Annotated in this window: 16 protein-coding genes; 6 read left to right on the top strand and 10 right to left on the bottom strand. The window is 43.1% G+C overall.

Annotation, left to right across the window (positions count from 1 at the left end; genetic code table 11):
* Positions 1-9 precede the first annotated feature (9 nt).
* Positions 10-744 (bottom strand): SDR family oxidoreductase, encoded by a 735-nt coding sequence (locus A587_RS0112390; protein ID WP_017217865.1) that lies wholly within the window; start codon positions 742-744, stop codon positions 10-12.
* 129 nt (positions 745-873) lie between these two features.
* Between A587_RS0112390 and A587_RS0112385 the strand changes: the two genes are divergently transcribed.
* Positions 874-1779, top strand: coding sequence for a LysR family transcriptional regulator (locus tag A587_RS0112385; RefSeq protein WP_017217864.1), 906 nt, complete (start codon positions 874-876; stop codon positions 1777-1779).
* Positions 1780-1853: 74 nt separating this feature from the next.
* Complete coding sequence (locus A587_RS0112380; RefSeq protein ID WP_010370646.1) at positions 1854-2102, top strand: hypothetical protein; 249 nt, start codon at positions 1854-1856, stop codon at positions 2100-2102.
* Between the two features lie 100 nt (positions 2103-2202).
* Here A587_RS0112380 and A587_RS0112375 read toward each other — a convergent pair whose 3' ends face one another.
* Complete coding sequence (locus tag A587_RS0112375) at positions 2203-3588, bottom strand: hypothetical protein (RefSeq protein ID WP_017217863.1); 1386 nt, start codon at positions 3586-3588, stop codon at positions 2203-2205.
* A 250-nt stretch (positions 3589-3838) separates the two neighbouring features.
* Between A587_RS0112375 and A587_RS0112370 the strand changes: the two genes are divergently transcribed.
* Positions 3839-5182 (top strand): hypothetical protein, encoded by a 1344-nt coding sequence (locus tag A587_RS0112370; RefSeq protein ID WP_017217862.1) that lies wholly within the window; start codon positions 3839-3841, stop codon positions 5180-5182.
* A gap of 104 nt (positions 5183-5286) precedes the next feature.
* On the opposite strand, the gene A587_RS0112365 is transcribed toward A587_RS0112370, so the two are convergent.
* The 7 genes from A587_RS0112365 to A587_RS0112335 all read right to left on the bottom strand — a co-directional run bounded on the left by A587_RS0112365 (position 5287) and on the right by A587_RS0112335 (position 13296).
* The gene (locus tag A587_RS0112365; RefSeq protein WP_017217861.1) at positions 5287-6369 is read right to left on the bottom strand and encodes an MBL fold metallo-hydrolase; all 1083 of its coding nucleotides are present in this window, start codon (positions 6367-6369) and stop codon (positions 5287-5289) included.
* A 130-nt stretch (positions 6370-6499) separates the two neighbouring features.
* Entirely contained in the window at positions 6500-7198 is a 699-nt protein-coding gene (locus A587_RS0112360) for a response regulator (RefSeq protein WP_017217860.1), read from the bottom strand.
* A 12-nt stretch (positions 7199-7210) separates the two neighbouring features.
* Positions 7211-8683 carry an ATP-binding protein gene (locus A587_RS0112355; RefSeq protein ID WP_017217859.1) on the bottom strand — a complete coding sequence of 491 codons (1473 nt, stop codon included), beginning with the start codon at positions 8681-8683 and terminating at the stop codon, positions 7211-7213.
* Positions 8684-8703: 20 nt separating this feature from the next.
* The gene (locus A587_RS0112350) at positions 8704-10200 is read right to left on the bottom strand and encodes a cytochrome-c peroxidase (RefSeq protein ID WP_017217858.1); all 1497 of its coding nucleotides are present in this window, start codon (positions 10198-10200) and stop codon (positions 8704-8706) included.
* 245 nt (positions 10201-10445) lie between these two features.
* Positions 10446-11078 carry a hypothetical protein gene (locus tag A587_RS0112345; protein ID WP_017217857.1) on the bottom strand — a complete coding sequence of 211 codons (633 nt, stop codon included), beginning with the start codon at positions 11076-11078 and terminating at the stop codon, positions 10446-10448.
* A 155-nt stretch (positions 11079-11233) separates the two neighbouring features.
* A complete protein-coding gene (locus tag A587_RS0112340) occupies positions 11234-12154 on the bottom strand; it encodes a hypothetical protein (RefSeq protein WP_017217856.1) in 921 nt (306 codons plus the stop codon).
* Positions 12154-13296: a hypothetical protein gene (locus A587_RS0112335; RefSeq protein ID WP_017217855.1), complete on the bottom strand. Its 1143-nt coding sequence runs from the start codon at positions 13294-13296 to the stop codon at positions 12154-12156. Before A587_RS0112335 ends, A587_RS0112340 begins: the two co-directional genes overlap by 1 nt.
* 285 nt (positions 13297-13581) lie before the next feature.
* On the opposite strand from A587_RS0112335, the gene A587_RS0112330 reads away from it, so the two are divergent.
* Together A587_RS0112330 and A587_RS0112325 are read left to right on the top strand one after the other, a co-directional pair.
* Positions 13582-14694, top strand: coding sequence for a TRAP transporter substrate-binding protein (locus A587_RS0112330; RefSeq protein WP_017217854.1), 1113 nt, complete (start codon positions 13582-13584; stop codon positions 14692-14694).
* Positions 14695-14843: 149 nt separating this feature from the next.
* Positions 14844-15257 carry a GNAT family N-acetyltransferase gene (locus A587_RS0112325; protein WP_017217853.1) on the top strand — a complete coding sequence of 138 codons (414 nt, stop codon included), beginning with the start codon at positions 14844-14846 and terminating at the stop codon, positions 15255-15257.
* 39 nt (positions 15258-15296) lie between these two features.
* Here A587_RS0112325 and A587_RS0112320 read toward each other — a convergent pair whose 3' ends face one another.
* The gene (locus A587_RS0112320) at positions 15297-15482 is read right to left on the bottom strand and encodes a hypothetical protein (protein WP_010607259.1); all 186 of its coding nucleotides are present in this window, start codon (positions 15480-15482) and stop codon (positions 15297-15299) included.
* Between the two features lie 204 nt (positions 15483-15686).
* On the opposite strand from A587_RS0112320, the gene acuR reads away from it, so the two are divergent.
* Positions 15687-16325, top strand: a complete 639-nt coding sequence (gene acuR, locus A587_RS0112310; RefSeq protein ID WP_017217852.1) for an acrylate utilization transcriptional regulator AcuR — start codon at positions 15687-15689, stop codon at positions 16323-16325.
* Positions 16326-16365 lie beyond the last annotated feature (40 nt).

Raw genomic sequence — 16365 nt, 5'->3', positions numbered from 1 at the left:
CCCACATTTTTACAAGCAGTAACCACCGTCAACAGTGATGTGCGTACCGCGCATTGCTGTTGACCCTTCGCCAGTTAAAAAGTCTAAGCTTGCTAGCATTTCTGTTGCTTGTAACATGCGCCCTAATGGAATCGACGACAACCCTGCATTTAGCTCGGCTATTTGTTGCTCGCTCATTCCTGCTTTATTTTGGATTTCAGTATGAGTCACCCCAGGACGCAGGTGGTTAATACGTACTCCACGATCACTCCATTCTAAATTGAGCGTCGCTGCAAGCGCCTCAAATGCGGCTTTGCTAGCGGCATAACTTGCCGCTCCTGCAAAAGCACGCTGTACCGCAATACTTGATACATAAACAACACTACATGGATTATTCATTACAGGTAACAAGCGTTGTAGTAGCATTGCAGGGCCTGTGAAGTTAATAAGCATGGTCGTATTTAAATCGCTTAGCTCATTGTCAGCAAAAGGTTTTGGATAGAATACACCTGCATTTAAAATCACCGCGTCAAGCTTAATATCTTGTGCTTTTAGCTCCTCTGGTAAGCTTTCAAAGTGGGCTGGAATGCTGCTGTCACAGAGCAGCCCTAGCACTTGTGAGGGATGGCTTGCGCATGCTAGCAGTTGGTTTTCGACCGTTGCAATTTTGTCTTTGTTTCTTCCCGTAAAAATGACTTTCCAGCCTTGGGTGAGGTAATGCTTGGCAGCTGCAAATCCAATTCCAGCGGTTGCGCCAGTGATCAAGATGGTTGGTAATGATATGGTAAATCCTTATGCGTTATACGATGGTATAAATGACATTGTAGTGATTGCAATTCGTGCTGATAAGATGATAAAAAACGAATTGATAAGTTCTCTTAGAGAAACAATGAAATGGAATTACACAAGCAATTAGAAAATTTGTATTTATTTAGGCTAGTGGCCTCTATAGGTAGTTTTCAGGGCGCTGCCGATAAAGTGCAGTTACCACGCTCGTCAGTCAGTAAGCGCATATCGCAGCTAGAGCAGCAGCTCAATGTGCGTTTATTAGAGCGCAGTACGCGTAAATTGGCACTGACCCAAAGCGGCAGCCAATTACTCAAAAGTACCGAAAAGTTACAGGAAGTATTAAGCCAGACTGAGCAGTTAAGTGAGCAGCAACGTTTAACACCAAGCGGTAAGGTAAAGATCAGCTGTTCTACATTAATGGCTGAGCGCTATTTGCTGGCTAAACTACATGATATTTCTAAACAGTTTCCTGATATACGCTTCGAGCTGAACCTGACGGACGATATTGTTGATTTAATCGATAATCAGATAGATATTGCTATCCGAATAGGGCATTTACCTGATTCTTCATTACTTGCTAAGAAAATCGGTGAAAAATCTTTTGCATGGTTTGCCAGTCCGGAGTATTTGGCTGTAGCCGGCACGCCTGACTCTCCCGATGCTTTATTGAGTCATCGTTGCCTGGTATTTAAAAATAAAAGCACCACCATGGACAAATGGCCATTTGTCCATCAAAACGGTCAGGTGTTCAACATCAAGCCTCATGCCGTAGCGTATTGTGATGATGCGCGTGCAATGGTGCAACTTGCGGTGCTGGGGCAGGGGGTTGTGATGGGAGACCCTTACTACGTTCAACAGGAATTAAACCAAGGTCAGTTGGTGCCTATTTTAACTCAATACGCACATCCTGACCGCCAACCAATTCATTTAGTGTGTTTAGGTAAACAAGGCCGCAGTAAAGCCGTACAGTGTGTGTGGGAAGCATTAAGCCATAGTTTGAATAGGATGTAATTGGGGCGTCAGGTTCAATCATTTCAACAGAACTGGTATTCTACGCGGCATACTGAGTAAGTGAGAGTAAAGAGATGATCAACGATAAAGATATCATTGAAACTTTGGACGAGCTGGAAGCTTTTTTATTGCTAATTGATAACGGTGGCTTAGGGTTGCAAAACGTGGCCGGTGTGGCGTTGGCAACGAACAACAGCGATGGCAGACCATTTATTGCGATTTTGGATGATAAACACCAATTGTTGTTGGGTCGTTGGGTATCTCAAGACGTGTATGAAAACGGCAAAGACATGGTTCGTTACGGGCCAAAGAAAGCGCATTAATATCTTTTGAGTAGCCGCATCACAGGATTTAGGATTGGGGTGCAGGATAAACCTGCTTCCAATCCATTTTGTCGGCGGTTATGCAAAACCATATCAGTGTTTAAACGTCGTTTTCAATATACACGGAGTCGCTCGCCATAAGCTCTATGGCGACGATTTCAGAACGATTCATGGTGAGTTTATATCTTTCTAACTGTATTCCCTGAGAAGATTTAAACCGCATTACCAAGTTAATTTGATAGCGACGTTCAACTGACTTTTTAGAGACCTTTTTCCCTTCAAGGCTATAAAGCTTTCCTGCGCCTTTTTTTAGATAGCGTACAAACGAACTCATGTTAAAGGTGATACGTTGTTGTACTTCTTCGTAACCGGGTAAAAACTCGTCGATATGCACTTGGTTTTTACAGCAAAAATGCAGTAGATGCGCAGCTTGTTTATTTTGCTGTCGACGCTTCTTTAGCAGCTTATCAACGTCTTCTGGTAGGTCTTTTTTACGAATGTGTTCCAGCCATATCGTTTGTGTACAAACGATGGCGTCCGTCACTGAGTTTTTAAACTTGTTGCGCCACTTTGGCCGGCCGCGTTGAATATGACGCCATGCCCACTGGGTTAAATCTTCTTTGAATGTTTCTCTAAGGCCATAAATTACCCCAAGCAAAGCGATGAGGGCGACGGTGACTTCTTGAAAGTTAGAGCGGGCGTTGAGCACAATAAACATCACGAAGGCCATGATAATACCAGTAACCACACCGCGAACTAAACGCTTTAGATTGGTACTTAAGTCAATGGTTTGTTTGTTAAAAACAACGCCATATTCAATGAGCCTTTCAAGCAATTTCATTTTATTGGTAATGCGATTTGGGTCATCCAACGTGACTTGTGAGTTGTAGCTCTGCTCCTCGCGGTATTGGCTTTCTCGTTGACAGAAACCAACAATACAGCTTCGCTCATGACTAAAGTCGCTTGACTTAGGCCCGCTGGAGAGGAGTTTCAAAAACGCTTGCTCAGTATGCCAGCTGAGATAGTTATCTGCGTTTTGATAGTAAGGCTTAAGCTTATTATCTGGCGGCGTGTAACGCCTGAGCTTCTTCAATAGGCGTTCGGTTTCTTCCACCAATAATTGTGCCGCTGGATAAAACTCATCGGCCTCTTTTAGCTTCAATGTCTGCTTTACATCGGCATCTAGTGCAATGCGGATCTGGTAGCAAAATAGGTTTAGATTAACACGGTAATCCGTTTTTTGACCTTTGCTTTGGCTGATAAAGCGGCTACGTACCAAGGGGAGATGAAGCTGCTCCGAGTAGTATGCACTGTGGCTTTTTATATTGGCATTAAAGTAGTCTACTTCGTTCAACGTGTTGGTATTAATCCCCATATCGGTTGGGATTGAAAAATACAGGTCGAGTTGGTTTGTCTCTTTGGGAAGGAGTTGATAGTTGATTTTAAAAGATAAGCTTTCGTCTTGACTTAGTTTGGCTCTGCTCACTCGGGTATGGTGCCTCCTTGAATTAACACTTTGTAATTATAACATAGATAAGTGTATAAAAGCTGAAATGGGTTTATAGGTTATTGATCTCAATGTTTAATAGGTTCTGCTAATCAATTCTCATCTTTAGAAAATCACTAAAAATAAAACCTTTAATGATTGATGTTTTTATTTTGTTAATTATGTTGATAATTGGTGTTATCAATACTAGTGTTGGTGGGGAAATTTCATACGTTAAAAGGAGGATTAGATGAAAATTTCACACTTATCAGTTGTATTAGTAGCAGTATCAACAACCTGCTCTAGCCACGCACTAGAACATAAATTGACCCCATCAGGAGTAGTGAGTCACTTTGGTGCAGTCAAGGCTATGAAAGACCGAAACTTAATAGAAAAGTCAAGCAAGGGAGTTTCACACATATCATTTAATAGTGCTGAATCAGCTCTAGATATTACTCCTGTTTGCCCAACTTTATCTACGGGAAATCTGTATACGATTAATAACTCGCAATCAGGTGATGCGAATTGTTATCACTTTGAAATTACTGAACGTAGCAAAACAACCGCTTTGTTGGTTGATCAAAATGCACTGACCGATGTCAATTTATCTATTTTGCGTCACAATAGTGATGATACTTACACCACAATTGGCAGCTCTGCTAATGCAGGGAATCAAGATGAAGTAGTTGTTGCGCTTACCGAGCCCGGACATTATTACTGGTATATGGAGGTGATTGAGTCCGATGGGTCGCCTTTCAGTTTTGGTGCAGCAGTAGCGACTAATCTAGACGAGTATGAGTTCAATGATACGGTTGCATCGGCAACTGTTTTGCCAGATCAGCAAACAAGCTTGGTCGCTAATATGGATGCTGTCAATGACATTGATTATTTTCAGTATTCTGCAGTACGGGGGCAAGATCTTTTTCTGTCACTACAAAGTACCGCAAGTAATGAATATATTTTTGAGGTATACAACAACGGGTGGGTTTTGTTAGATAATAACCAGTACATTTCTTTAACTGGACTACAGGTAAATCAAGTCGTTAATTTTAGAGTTAGGGCTAACCCAAATGTCGCAACAAATCCAAGCAATACCTATAATTTGCAGGCTGGATCAGTGGCTTCTATCCGAAAGCGTACCGTTTCAGGAGAAGATAACGTGATTCGTATTCCCGGCTCCGCATACGACAATCCATATCTTACTGTACAGGCCTATAATAAAATTACTTGGTCAGCAGAGTTAGAAGATTCGACAGGAGCGCCTGTAGCCGGGGCAACAGTTCGGCTTAGGTTAGTTAAAAATTGGCGCCAAGGAAGGGGAGCTGCTGTTAATTATGACATTACAACGGGCCCTGATGGTAAAGCTTCTCGCGTGATTGATCTTGGGAATTGTGATCCTAATGAGTACCCGGTTCGCCATACTGATTATGATCGCGGCTATAGAAACCTTTGGGAATCTGATTTTGAGCGTGGTGAATGGCAAGTAGTCTCGCCACTCGGGGTAAATTCAAGTAATGAAGAAACTACGAATGCACTTTGGGGCGCGATTGGTCATATTTGTTATCAAAGGCTGATTTCTAGTACGCCATCTTAGTACACATATAGGAAGCCTTAATGGACTTAGGGCTTCCTTTTTAATGCGGCATTGGTCGCGGAGAGCTATCTATCAATGTTTCTTTTACATGAGCCTCGATAAACTCACCAAGTTACTTTTTCACCTTCATTTAAAATATACAATGGCGTTTGGGTTTTCAGCACTTGTTGCATATGCAGTAGGCGGAACAGTGCTGAATGTGAGGTTTTATCTCCCATTTTCCAACTAGCATTGCCATAGCCCCACGGCACCATGACCTTACAGCCGAGCTCTTTTGCGGCAGTTAGTGCATCTTCTGGTGTGGTGTGTACTTTACGATACCAATCAGGATGTTCTTCGCTATAGTAAGAGGCAATTGGAAGTAGGCAAACATCAATATCACCGTATTTTTCTTGAATGTCTTTAAAGTGCGGTGAATATCCCGTATCTCCTGCAAAAAACAGGGTGTTACCTTGGTGTTCTAATATCCAGCCACCCCATAGTGCAGCGCCATGATCTTCGTATAAAAACGGCACCCAAATACGGCTGCTAAAGTGATTTGCAGGCACAAAGTGTGCGGTTACTTCACCAAGTTGTTTACTTGAATACCACTCCATTTCAGAAACTTTGTATCCATCTTCAGGAAAGTGCTCAGCAAATCCAAGTGGGGTGAGGTAATTTGGTCCAGTACCAATCGCTTCGATATCGCTCTTGTTAAAATGATCGTAATGAATGTGGGAGTACATTACAGCATTGGTTTGCTGTAACTCGGTTTGACTGAGCTGTGCAGGTTGCTTGCGATTAAACCCTTCTGAGAGGCGAAATGCCCAGTTTACAGGCCAGTCAAATTGAGCCGTGACCGGGTCAAACAAAAACTGTTGCCCATCTTTGGTGTTGACTTTAAAACTCGCATGTCCGAGCCATTGGATAGCAAAACCAGTATTGAGCGAGAGAGTGGGGTTGTTGCCAACGTAAGTGCAATCTTGCATTTCGGACTGACATTGAATTTGTTGGGTGACTGGATAGCAGTTTTCTTCGCAAGTCACGGGATAATCTTTAAACTTATTGTAGATGTTGGAATATCTATCTTCATACCCTTCTACAGAGCTATGTTTTACCACGGAAGACTCAGATTTTATTCGCTCTACAACATTACTATTACTGCAGCCTGTTAATGTGATTATGACTGCCAAAGCAAGCCTTTTCATGCCCATTCCTTTTTATAATTATTAGCTATTTTTTGAGTTTACCAATAAAAGGGGGCGGGGTGTAGCGGTGAGATATGCCTTAAGGGAAGTTGGATTAACGCATAACCCAACTTCCCTTATGGGCTAAGGACTAGGCATTACGTTCCTGGGCTTCAAACTTATATCCCGCTCCGTAAATGGAGTGGATAAAGTCGTATTTAGGCGCGATGCTTTGCAGCTTTTTACGAATATTTTTGATATGGCTATCTATGGTTCTGTCACTAACAATGTGGCTATCATCATAGATGTGATCCATCAATAAGTCGCGGCTATAAATTCGGCATGGGTGACCGTACATCGCTTTTAATAGCATAAACTCGACATAAGTGAGCGTCGCTCTCGCGTCGAGGAAAGAGACAAACAAGCTCTCTTCGTCCAGTTTAAGTTTGCTCTCTGTTTCTGACACTGTGCCACGCTCGTTTAGCGTCACGCGTCTTAAAATCGCCTTCACCCTTGCGACGACTTCTTTTGGACTATAGGGTTTACACACATAATCATCAGCACCCACTTCAAGACCAAGGAGACGGTCGATTTCTTCTACTTTGGCGGTGATCATGACAATTGGCACGTTTGAATAAGCTCTGATCCGCTTGCAAATTTCGATACCGTCAAGATTAGGCAGCATGAGGTCGAGTAGGATAAGGGCGGGTTGCTGTTGTTTAAAAGCCTCTTCAGCCAAAGCGCCATCATGAACACAATGGCTGGTATACTCGGCTTGAGCCAAATACTTACTTAAAATATCGGCAAGTTTTGGTTCATCTTCGACGATTAAAATATGTTTGTTTGGCACGGGGGAAACTCATTATCTTTTCAGTTCAATAATAATAGCGAGACCACCCAGTTCGCTCAAGTTTGCAGTGATTTTTCCGTTGTGGGCAGCAACTATACTTTGGCATATGGCTAAACCAAGGCCTGAACCACCCGTTTTTCTACTCCGCGCTTCCTCTACTCGATAGAGCCTATCAAATAGCTTGTTTAGCTGTTCTTGTGGTACTGAAGGTGCGCTGTCCTGCCAGTAAATTATCGTTTTATCTTGTCGTTGTATGACTTTTACATCGAGATTTCCCGGTTGTTCAGCTGAGGAGTCTGTGTAACGCAAGGTGTTTTGCAACAAGTTGTCGAATAACTGCCCAAGGCGCTGTTCGTCACATTCTAAGGTAATATGCTCGTCGCATTGCAAGGAATAAGCAAGATGGTGCTTTTCAATTTGGTGACTACTTTTCGCAAAAGTGCGTGAGAGCAGATCGTAAAGGTTTTCTTTATCCATGTTGTAAGTAAGTGCACCGCGGTCTGACAGCGATAGTTGATGTAAATCGTCCACCAGCCGAGTCAATCGTTGGATCTCTTCATTAAGGGACATAAGTTGTTCAGGATCGCTTGCGATAATGCCATCAATCATTCCCTCAAGTTCCGCGCGGATCACGGCAATCGGCGTGCGTAGCTCGTGCGAAATATCCGCTATCCATTGCTGCCTAGCTATTTGGTTCTGCGCTAATGTGTCTGCCAAACGGTTCATATCTCTGGCAAGCAAACCGAGTTCGTCTTTACTCGCGATATCGACGCGAGCATCGTAATTTCCTTGTGTCAGTGTTTTTGCATTGCGGCGCAACAACACGATTGGGTTGATCATATATTTACTAAAAGGCACGGCAATCACTATAGTAACCAACAGGGCGACAAGCGCAATGATCATGAACTGTTTACGTTGTTGCTCTGCAAACAATTGGTCGAAGTCATTGCGTATCAAGCCACTTTGCTCGACACCTAAGTAGGCGATAATCTGTTCGCGTTTAGGCTGCGCCAAATGGTCGCTTTGATAGACTGGGAACCACAGCGAAGTCTGCTTACTTTTCGGTGTGCCCATAATAATATTGCCTTGTGCGTCTTTGATCAGCAGGCGTTTTTTATTGTCAAAACGCGGTGGGGGGCCGTCACGTCTTCGTGGCCCTCCGTCGCCTCTTTCACGATGCCTTGGTGGTGGACGAGAATGTTGCCTGTCTCGTGGGCGCTCATCCTCAGAAAGACCATAGAAGCTACGTACTATGCTGTCCCAATCCTCTGAGCCTCGATACACCCAGTCCAAAGAACCATGACGTGCGTAAGTCTCAGCAACTTGCGTTACCACATTTTTGAGCTGTGCCCGAGAGGTATTTTCAAGATAGGCCGTAAAGCTCTTTTCAAACGCTAATTTATTGGCGATATAGATAGCCAGCACCAATGTGGTGTTGGCTATCAAAATTATCAGCAATAGTTTGACGCGAATGGTCATTTTCATGGTTGTTGTGATTCCACCGGTTAACGTTGTGCATGCAAGCGTAAATGATCAGGGTCTGGTGTGCGACGGTTTGGCACCCATCTTCTTACGCACTGTTGGTCTTTTGCACACTTGTCTGTCAAGGCATGTAAAAACGCAACGAGATCCTGCTTTTGTTGTGGCGCTAAATTGGCGGCAACAAAGGGTGATTGGCGCAGTAACGTTAACGCCGCTTCACTATTTTCTCTCGCTTGTAGGTTTAGTGTGTCACACTGAGCGGTTAAGGAAAACTGCTTTAATCCACAAGCACCACCACGTTGAAAAAATTGCTCGACGGTTTGCTCAGGGTTTGAGTAATGATTGACCACTTGTTCTAACGACTCGTAGGCTCCTGCGTGACCGTATGGCGCAGTCAGGGCAACATTTATTAAGCTCGGGACTCTAAACGCAAATTGATTGCGAGGCGAGGGGTCAATTGCTGCGCGTCCGATATCGGTCTGATTATCTTGTGTACCAATACCATATTGTGGAAAGGCGAGGTTAAAGAAACCATCGTTAGTGAAACGTTCACCACTGTGGCACCCAACACATCCTGCACCGCCTTCAGCTACTGGAGTAAAAAAGAGTTTAGCACCACGTTTTTGTTGATCGTTAAGTGCGCCACGGTCACCACGGGCATAGCGATGCCAATCGGTATCCACCATCACAAATGACGCTTGATACTGGCCGAGCGCAAAGGCGATACTATCAAAGGTAATTAAGGTTTGCGCGTCAGCTTGCGAGTTGAATGCTTCTCTAAAGGCTTGAAGCCAATCATTAGTGGCCAAGCCTCCTGCCTCTTCACCGTAATCGCCAATACGCTGGGCTAAGTGTGAGCGAACTTGTTCATTGGTTTCGGCACTTTCGAAAGCCTCTCCACGCATTTCTTCACGAGAGGTGACAGGAAAGCGAGACAGGGTTGCAACTAGTGAATCTGCCGCGTTTACATCTGGTTGGTTAAAGCCTGAATCAGGCGTACTGATAAAACTGCTTTCATTGCCTTGGTCGTCAGTGATAGTCACACGTTGAACACGGCCGTCCCAAAATAAAGCGTTGTTGGCAAATCCGGTATTAAAAATGGTGGGAGAGTTACGTGGAATATTGATGTCATCGTTGACTGCTTGACGACCTGGGCCTACCACATCACTTTCTACTGCGTTTGTACCTATTGGCAACGAAAGGCCATCGGCACCACCGAGCCTTGGATCGTGACAGCTCGCACAGGCGACTGATTTTTCTCCTCCAAGGGCTTTGCTAAAAAATAACTGCATTCCGAGCTGAGCAATGGGATCAGAGATCCTCGGTAGTTGCTGCGCACCTGCGACTCTGCCAGTAATACCGCGAGCACGCATTATTTGTGTGAGTTCATCATCCAGTGCCGAGTTTGGTTGTGGCTGGCCTGGAGGCGGAGGTGGTAGAGGCTTATTTTGTGCTGCTATTGGTAAACTTGCCACCGCGGTAACAAGTGCCATTGCACGTAGAAAGTTCGCGTTGTTCATCGTTATTCCAAACCTTATTGTGATTCGAGTTTTAAAATTGGCAGGCAAAAGTGCAGAGAATGTGAAAATGGAATTTTTTGTTTTGGATGAAGGGTTATCGAACGTAAAATATTTAGAATTGATGTGTATTTTAGTTGTTTTAATTTTAGTTCAAACATTGTGTTAGCATAAGCCACGAACGCTTTATGATGATTAATTTGCTCGTGGCGTAAAGTTCTTATTCAATCAGAAAAGAATACACTTTATTATCTGTTTACATAGTTTCCGCGATATAGCCACATTGAATCCATGTTTTCATTGTGATTAACAAGACCAACACCTGTAACAACTGAACTATTACCTGATGCTGGTGGGAAATATGAAACTTCAATACCGCCACTTCCAGGGTCATAGCAAGTTTTTGATTGGTTCGTTGATTTAACTCCCGTACCGTAGAATATCTCAGAGCCTAGATTTCCTTGACTATCAAATTTTCGGTAACTCACCCGCAGCGCTGCAATATCATCTGAACCATTGATACGCCACTCCATACCTGTAATTGCGATATTGTCGGATGTATTTACGTACTGACATTCAAGCTCGTGACTTGGTTTGCTGCCGTAGTTTTTGCTGTAAATCTGACTAAATTCACCATTGCCTAATATTTGACGATACCACAAGGTGACGGTAGTTACCGTTGTGTTTCCAGCTCGAGCACCAATACCAACTAAAACGTGATCAGGAATTAACATTGGGATTGGGTTTTGCTCAGGAACCATAGTTGCACGTTCACCATACTTATATACATCGACATCAGTAATATAGTAACCCGAGTTATTTGCTTGTACTAACGGTGAGAGTAATAAAGCCGCGACCGGCAAGATATGTTTATTTTTCATAGTATAAGTCCTTTAATTAAAATATGAACAAAGAAGTTTGGCATCATTTCACATTGATTTACATGTGTAAATTAAATGAATATAATTTGTTTAATTTGGGCTTGTTCATATTTCCTAATTAAAGCTAAAGAAGTCTCACCACGTATTTTATTGAGTCATTCACTTAATTGATATTTAGCTCGTGTAAGTGGGATTTGTATGCGACGTATTGAGCTTGGGAAGGCTGATAGAAACATAGGCTCAACAGCGCTAATATCAAATGCGTATGCTGGCGCATTGTCATATTCGCCGAATAAGGCGGTAACCTGAGAAAAAGACGTAGGTACAAGCTTGTATGGCGCTAGCGATTGCGGTATATCAAGTTGATATTGATATGCTCTCACCAGTTGTAATGCGTGATCAAAGTGGCAAATATTCCAGCTTTGATTTTCATTGTTTAGCTGCAAAGCCCACACCCCATTTTTATCGGTAGCGACAGAGTATGGGTTTTCGCAAGGCGCAGGTAGTGACTGTGTGTTACTGCGTTGCCAAGTACCCTGGTGATTCAAACAGAGATTCTCTTTGCTATTAAGCGTCACGACTCGTGTGCTGAGTCTTGCTTTACAAGCATCTTCCACAGGTAACCAATAGGCGGGTTTGGTGGTGGAAAGTACCATAAATCCGGCAGGTCTTTCTGGGTCGTGCGAGGTCCATCCAATAAAATAGTGGTTGTCTACGCGCCACTGATCATAGGTTAACCGACCTCGTTGATATTTAGTAGCTAAAGGCAAAGCGCCTTGTCGGTCAGCAAACTGGCAATGGATGGTGTCACTCTTAAGTTTACAGGCTGACTGAACCCTATCGAAATTGAGAGGTATTGCAGCATCTGGATAGTTTGGTGGAATAAAACGCGTGTGCGGCAACGATGTTGGCTTTAACTCATTATTGTCTGATTGTTCAAAGCGGCACTCTGGCCGCTCAGTAGAGGGTGCTAAGGCTACTTTATCGCTAGACATAGCGAGCTCGCAGCTTAATAAATCAAAGCTTGCCGAAATGCTAAAGATAGCGAGATAAATTAGCCAAGCGATATTCGTCATTATTTTCCTAATTCAAAATGAAAGTCGGTAACCTGTAACGATTTAACTTGAGGCACGAAATAGCTAGTATCGTAGATATTGCTGTAGTCATGCCAAGCTTCACCTTCGCTATCAAGCTCGTTATCATTAGGAGCAAGCCAAGGTTCTAAAGGTTCAGTTAAGAAGCTGACATGTAGGTGATTCTTATGATTTGATTTAACATCTGTAACGCCTTTCAAATTATCGGCAAAGATAATTTTAGTTGCGCCTAATTGTACCAAAGCGTCAACTATAGTCTGTGTGGCTTGGCGATGGTAGTGTGCGTCACCAACGCTAACCGGGCCTGATGATGTTCCTATCGGACGAATATCTACTGTACCACCAAACTTGTGCGTAAAATGAGGAGGATTTATTCCACCCCAGCGCATGGTTGCTCCCGTTATTGTGAGATAATTTGGCATCCCGACAGGTTTGTTTTGTACGTTTTTCCAAGCTTGTCCTAAATTTTGTAAAGCACTTAGCAAGTCTGGGTGTAAGTGGCGGCCAACTAAACCTGCTGTAGTAAGCCCCTCACTTGCGCGGTCTGGAATGTTGACTAAGCCTGTTACTGCGCATTTTACGATTAGCTGAGCCTGCAAGTTACCAGTTGAGGCTGTTAACTTATCAGAGCCTGGCTGTTGTTCATTACCGCAGCTATGGAAGTTATTTACGGTAACTTTCACTTGGCCATTAGCATCGGTCACTAGACTTGAAGCTTCGTAAGGAGCACGTAATCGGAACAGCCCTTGGTCTATTCTTTGAATTACCGTTGCTCTTGAACCACTCGGAAAACGGTTTGCCATGGTATTTTTATCTCGCCAACTTGATGTGGTGAGCGTGTTATAAGTTGAATTTATAGTAATGGTTTTACCAACGGCCGGTCTGCCATCAGAATAGGTTAATGTTAATGTCCAAAGCGCGCTGTTGCCATTTTTTGGGTATAAAGTGACTTCACTGGCATTTTCAAACCATTGCTGACCAAAATAAGCCTTTCCATTCGGTGTTGTAATGAGGCCGTCATAATCAAGGTTAGTGTTGATCGAAAGGGTTGGTTGAGGTGTCTTGGCGGATAAGTGGGCACAAAATCCCAAGGCAACACAGATTAGTGCATTTCTTCTGTTCATCGTTAATCTCCTTTTATTAATCGATATGAACGTGATTACTGCGTTAAATTTGCTTTGTTTTAAGAAAACACCTAGCGAGACAAAAGTAATGATAGTAAAGCTATCGCTTTTGATGAATAAACTAGCACTACACTCCTTGTGGTGAATCCAAGATAGACTAGTATAAATTTTGTTAAATACAAGTGAGCTTTTTGTGTTTTTGATTTGGGTGTACATCCAAGCTTATTGAAATAGTGATCGACTCAGCTATCTTTAATTGAGGTATGGAATTTAGGTTGTACTCTCATGTCCAAGAGTAGACGTCAATTTCTTGAAGCTTCACTAGCGGCATGTTTGAGTGCTTCATTTCCGGTTAGCCAAGTACTTGCACTAAATTTATTCTCAGAAGATGAACGAGAACAAGAAATGGCTAAGCGCAGTGCTGCCCTCCATATTTTAAGATTAGCTTCCCCTTACCCTGCGGATCAAAGTGACTTTATCCCGCACATGCATCAAGTGCTTAAGGAGAATGTTGAGTCTATGACTCGCGGTAAAATCTATGTTGATGTTCACTATAGCGGCGCGCTTGGAAGTGGCCGCGAGTTAATGGCAGCAGTGACTCGTGGACATGTGGAGGCCGCACTTATCTCTGTGGCAAATCTGTCTCGGGCGTTACCTGTACTCGATATCCTTAATATCCCATTTTGGGCGAGCTCAAATCGCGCGTTTCTCAATCTAATTTGTTCGCCACAGTGGCAGTCACTTGTTATTAAGCCTATTAGTGAACAAGGGAAACTTAATATCTTAATGCATCATCTCGTTGGAGGTCGCACCCTAACAAGCACAAAACAGTTCAACCGCTTGATTAATTTGCCTGAAAAACTTAAAGGAGTGGTGCTAAGAGTACCAGCTTCTAGGGTTTTGAGTTATTTTTACAGTATGACGTCGGCAAATGTTATTGATGTGCCTTGGGCACAAGTGGCCAAAATGGCAAGAACAAAACATATAGAGGTTATTGACCCTAGCGTTGTTGGCTTGTTTGCAGGTCCTGATCTGCTAAAAAACGAGGTAGGGCAGATAGCTTTACTTGAAAGTGTCCCCGATGCTTGGGTGACCGTCGCAAATCAGCATTGGTTAGATGGTTTGCCGCTGCGCTTAAAAGGGGAAATCGAGGAAGCGGGTAAGCAAACATTTTATACTCATATTGCGCAGATAGAGCAACTGCAAAAGCACTGTGAGCGCGAGCTCATGGCCTTGGGCGCAAAGCTACATCCTTTAAGTGTGGATGAAAAGCGCGAATGGCAATTAAGGTTTGGTCATCACAATGCACAGTGGAATAAGGTAAAGCGAGAGCTCCTTGGCAGTACTCGCGCATTTCAACAGCTGGTAAATGCAACAGAAAAAGAGTTTACTCAATAACCCGGGTTGAAAGTAACAACTGGCCTTCTCGCTATTGTTATCGTGCGTTATGTTTGATTCTTGTTTGATACTTTTTTTATTATGAAATGGCAAAATACCATAGTTAAAAACAATTACCGTAGTTCAACTAAGCCAACCGGAGCGTAGCTGTGAAAATATCCGTAGTAGAAAATCCTGAGCAACAATTTGTCGATTTTTTAAGTAGTAAAATTAGCGAGTTTAACTGGGCGAATTGGGAGGTCACAGAGCGCCTTCCATTGGCGGTTGAAGTAAAGGATGAGTCTGGAGAGGTTGTTGCAGGTGCAGCCGCGCGTACTTTTGGTAACTGGTTGTTGCTCGATACTTTGTGGGTTTCTGAGACACTTAGAGGTCAAAATATCGGCTCACAGATACTAGAAAGCCTAGAAGCGGCAGCCAAACAAAGAGGGTGCGTGAAATGCTTACTTGATACCTTACATTTTCAAGCAATGCCGTTTTATGAAAAGCATGGCTACGAGACTCAATGGATCCAAGAGCATTACCCTAAAGATGGCTGTAAGTATTTTATGGTAAAGGTGTTATAACAAGTTTAGTGGGTAAGAATACTTACCCACAATGGCGCATTAATACGGATTTGGACAAGTTCGCACCTGAAAGTGTGTAAACCAAGGACAGCCTTGATCGAACTTGCTTTCTGGGTATAAAGGTGGATTGCCAGCACCTGCAATATTTGGGGTTTGCGCCATTGGTAGGTCTTGTAAATCTTTTGAAAGGGACTTAATTGCCTTTTTGTTTAATTTAAGTTTCATACTTGTTTCCTTGTGTTAAATTCATTGTTTATCTTATCGAGAAAAGTGGAGAGTGCAAGGGGGGATGGGTATTTTATTTATAGGAAGCATATATTGATGAAAAATGTAGAAAACACAGAGCAGTTGGCTGCAGTAAATCAAAAGGTAGTAAGAGAAGGTGAGCGCTATTTACATTTGTAGACGACCGGTCTAATATTTATCACTATGAGTGAGCATACTGTAAAGCGGCGTAGAGGCCGACCAAAAAAAGAGCAAACAGGTTTTAGTGAAACCAAGGCTGCATTGATCCGAACTGGAATGGAAATTCTCACAGAAAAAGGGTTTGCTGCGACCGGTATTGATGCCATTTTACGCTCGGTGAATGTACCAAAAGGGTCGTTTTACCACTACTTTTCAAGTAAAGAAGCGTATGGTTTAGTGCTGATTGAAAACTATTCCTCTTTTTTAAAAGCAAAGTTAGTGAAAGCATTATCGGTCGAATATCTTGATCCGTTAGCGCGACTTGCGTTGTTTATGGATCAAGCTGAGGTGTCGATGAGAAAGTGCAGCTATTCGCGAGGTTGCTTAGTTGGTAATCTAAGCCAAGAAGTTGCGCAGTTACCAGAGTCGTTCAGAGATAAATTAGACGATGTGCTTAATGAGTGGCAAGCGCTGGTCGCTGAGTGTTTTGAACAAGCAAAGCTGCTTGGACATATTGCCAGAGAAACAAACTGCGACGAGCTAGCCTACACGTTTTGGAATGGTTGGGAAGGCGCGGTAATGAGAGCTAAACTTGAACAAAGTGCAGTGCCACTAAAGCTATTCTCTGAGTTTTTTATTCGTTCAATACAAGTGTCTGGTTAACCATTTTGCAGTTAAGTGGGTTAAACCACACTCTTTTTAT

The organism is Pseudoalteromonas sp. NJ631, from assembly GCF_000276645.1.
GTDB lineage: Bacteria > Pseudomonadota > Gammaproteobacteria > Enterobacterales > Alteromonadaceae > Pseudoalteromonas > Pseudoalteromonas piscicida.
Note: the sequence above shows the minus strand (reverse complement) of the source record. Positions and strands in the feature narration are given on the sequence as shown.

What these genes read in the sequence shown, in the direction of transcription:
- A587_RS0112380 (WP_010370646.1), top strand. Translation starts at nt 1,854, where the DNA reads ATGATCAACGATAAAGATATCATTGAAACTTTGGACGAGCTGGAAGCT.
- A587_RS0112355 (WP_017217859.1), bottom strand. Translation starts at nt 8,683, where the DNA reads ATGAAAATGACCATTCGCGTCAAACTATTGCTGATAATTTTGATAGCC.
- A587_RS0112335 (WP_017217855.1), bottom strand. Translation starts at nt 13,296, where the DNA reads ATGAACAGAAGAAATGCACTAATCTGTGTTGCCTTGGGATTTTGTGCC.
- A587_RS0112350 (WP_017217858.1), bottom strand. Translation starts at nt 10,200, where the DNA reads ATGAACAACGCGAACTTTCTACGTGCAATGGCACTTGTTACCGCGGTG.
- acuR (WP_017217852.1), top strand. Translation starts at nt 15,687, where the DNA reads ATGAGTGAGCATACTGTAAAGCGGCGTAGAGGCCGACCAAAAAAAGAG.
- A587_RS0112365 (WP_017217861.1), bottom strand. Translation starts at nt 6,369, where the DNA reads ATGAAAAGGCTTGCTTTGGCAGTCATAATCACATTAACAGGCTGCAGT.
- A587_RS0112345 (WP_017217857.1), bottom strand. Translation starts at nt 11,078, where the DNA reads ATGAAAAATAAACATATCTTGCCGGTCGCGGCTTTATTACTCTCACCG.
- A587_RS0112340 (WP_017217856.1), bottom strand. Translation starts at nt 12,154, where the DNA reads ATGACGAATATCGCTTGGCTAATTTATCTCGCTATCTTTAGCATTTCG.
- A587_RS0112320 (WP_010607259.1), bottom strand. Translation starts at nt 15,482, where the DNA reads ATGAAACTTAAATTAAACAAAAAGGCAATTAAGTCCCTTTCAAAAGAT.
- A587_RS0112385 (WP_017217864.1), top strand. Translation starts at nt 874, where the DNA reads ATGGAATTACACAAGCAATTAGAAAATTTGTATTTATTTAGGCTAGTG.
- A587_RS0112370 (WP_017217862.1), top strand. Translation starts at nt 3,839, where the DNA reads ATGAAAATTTCACACTTATCAGTTGTATTAGTAGCAGTATCAACAACC.
- A587_RS0112330 (WP_017217854.1), top strand. Translation starts at nt 13,582, where the DNA reads ATGTCCAAGAGTAGACGTCAATTTCTTGAAGCTTCACTAGCGGCATGT.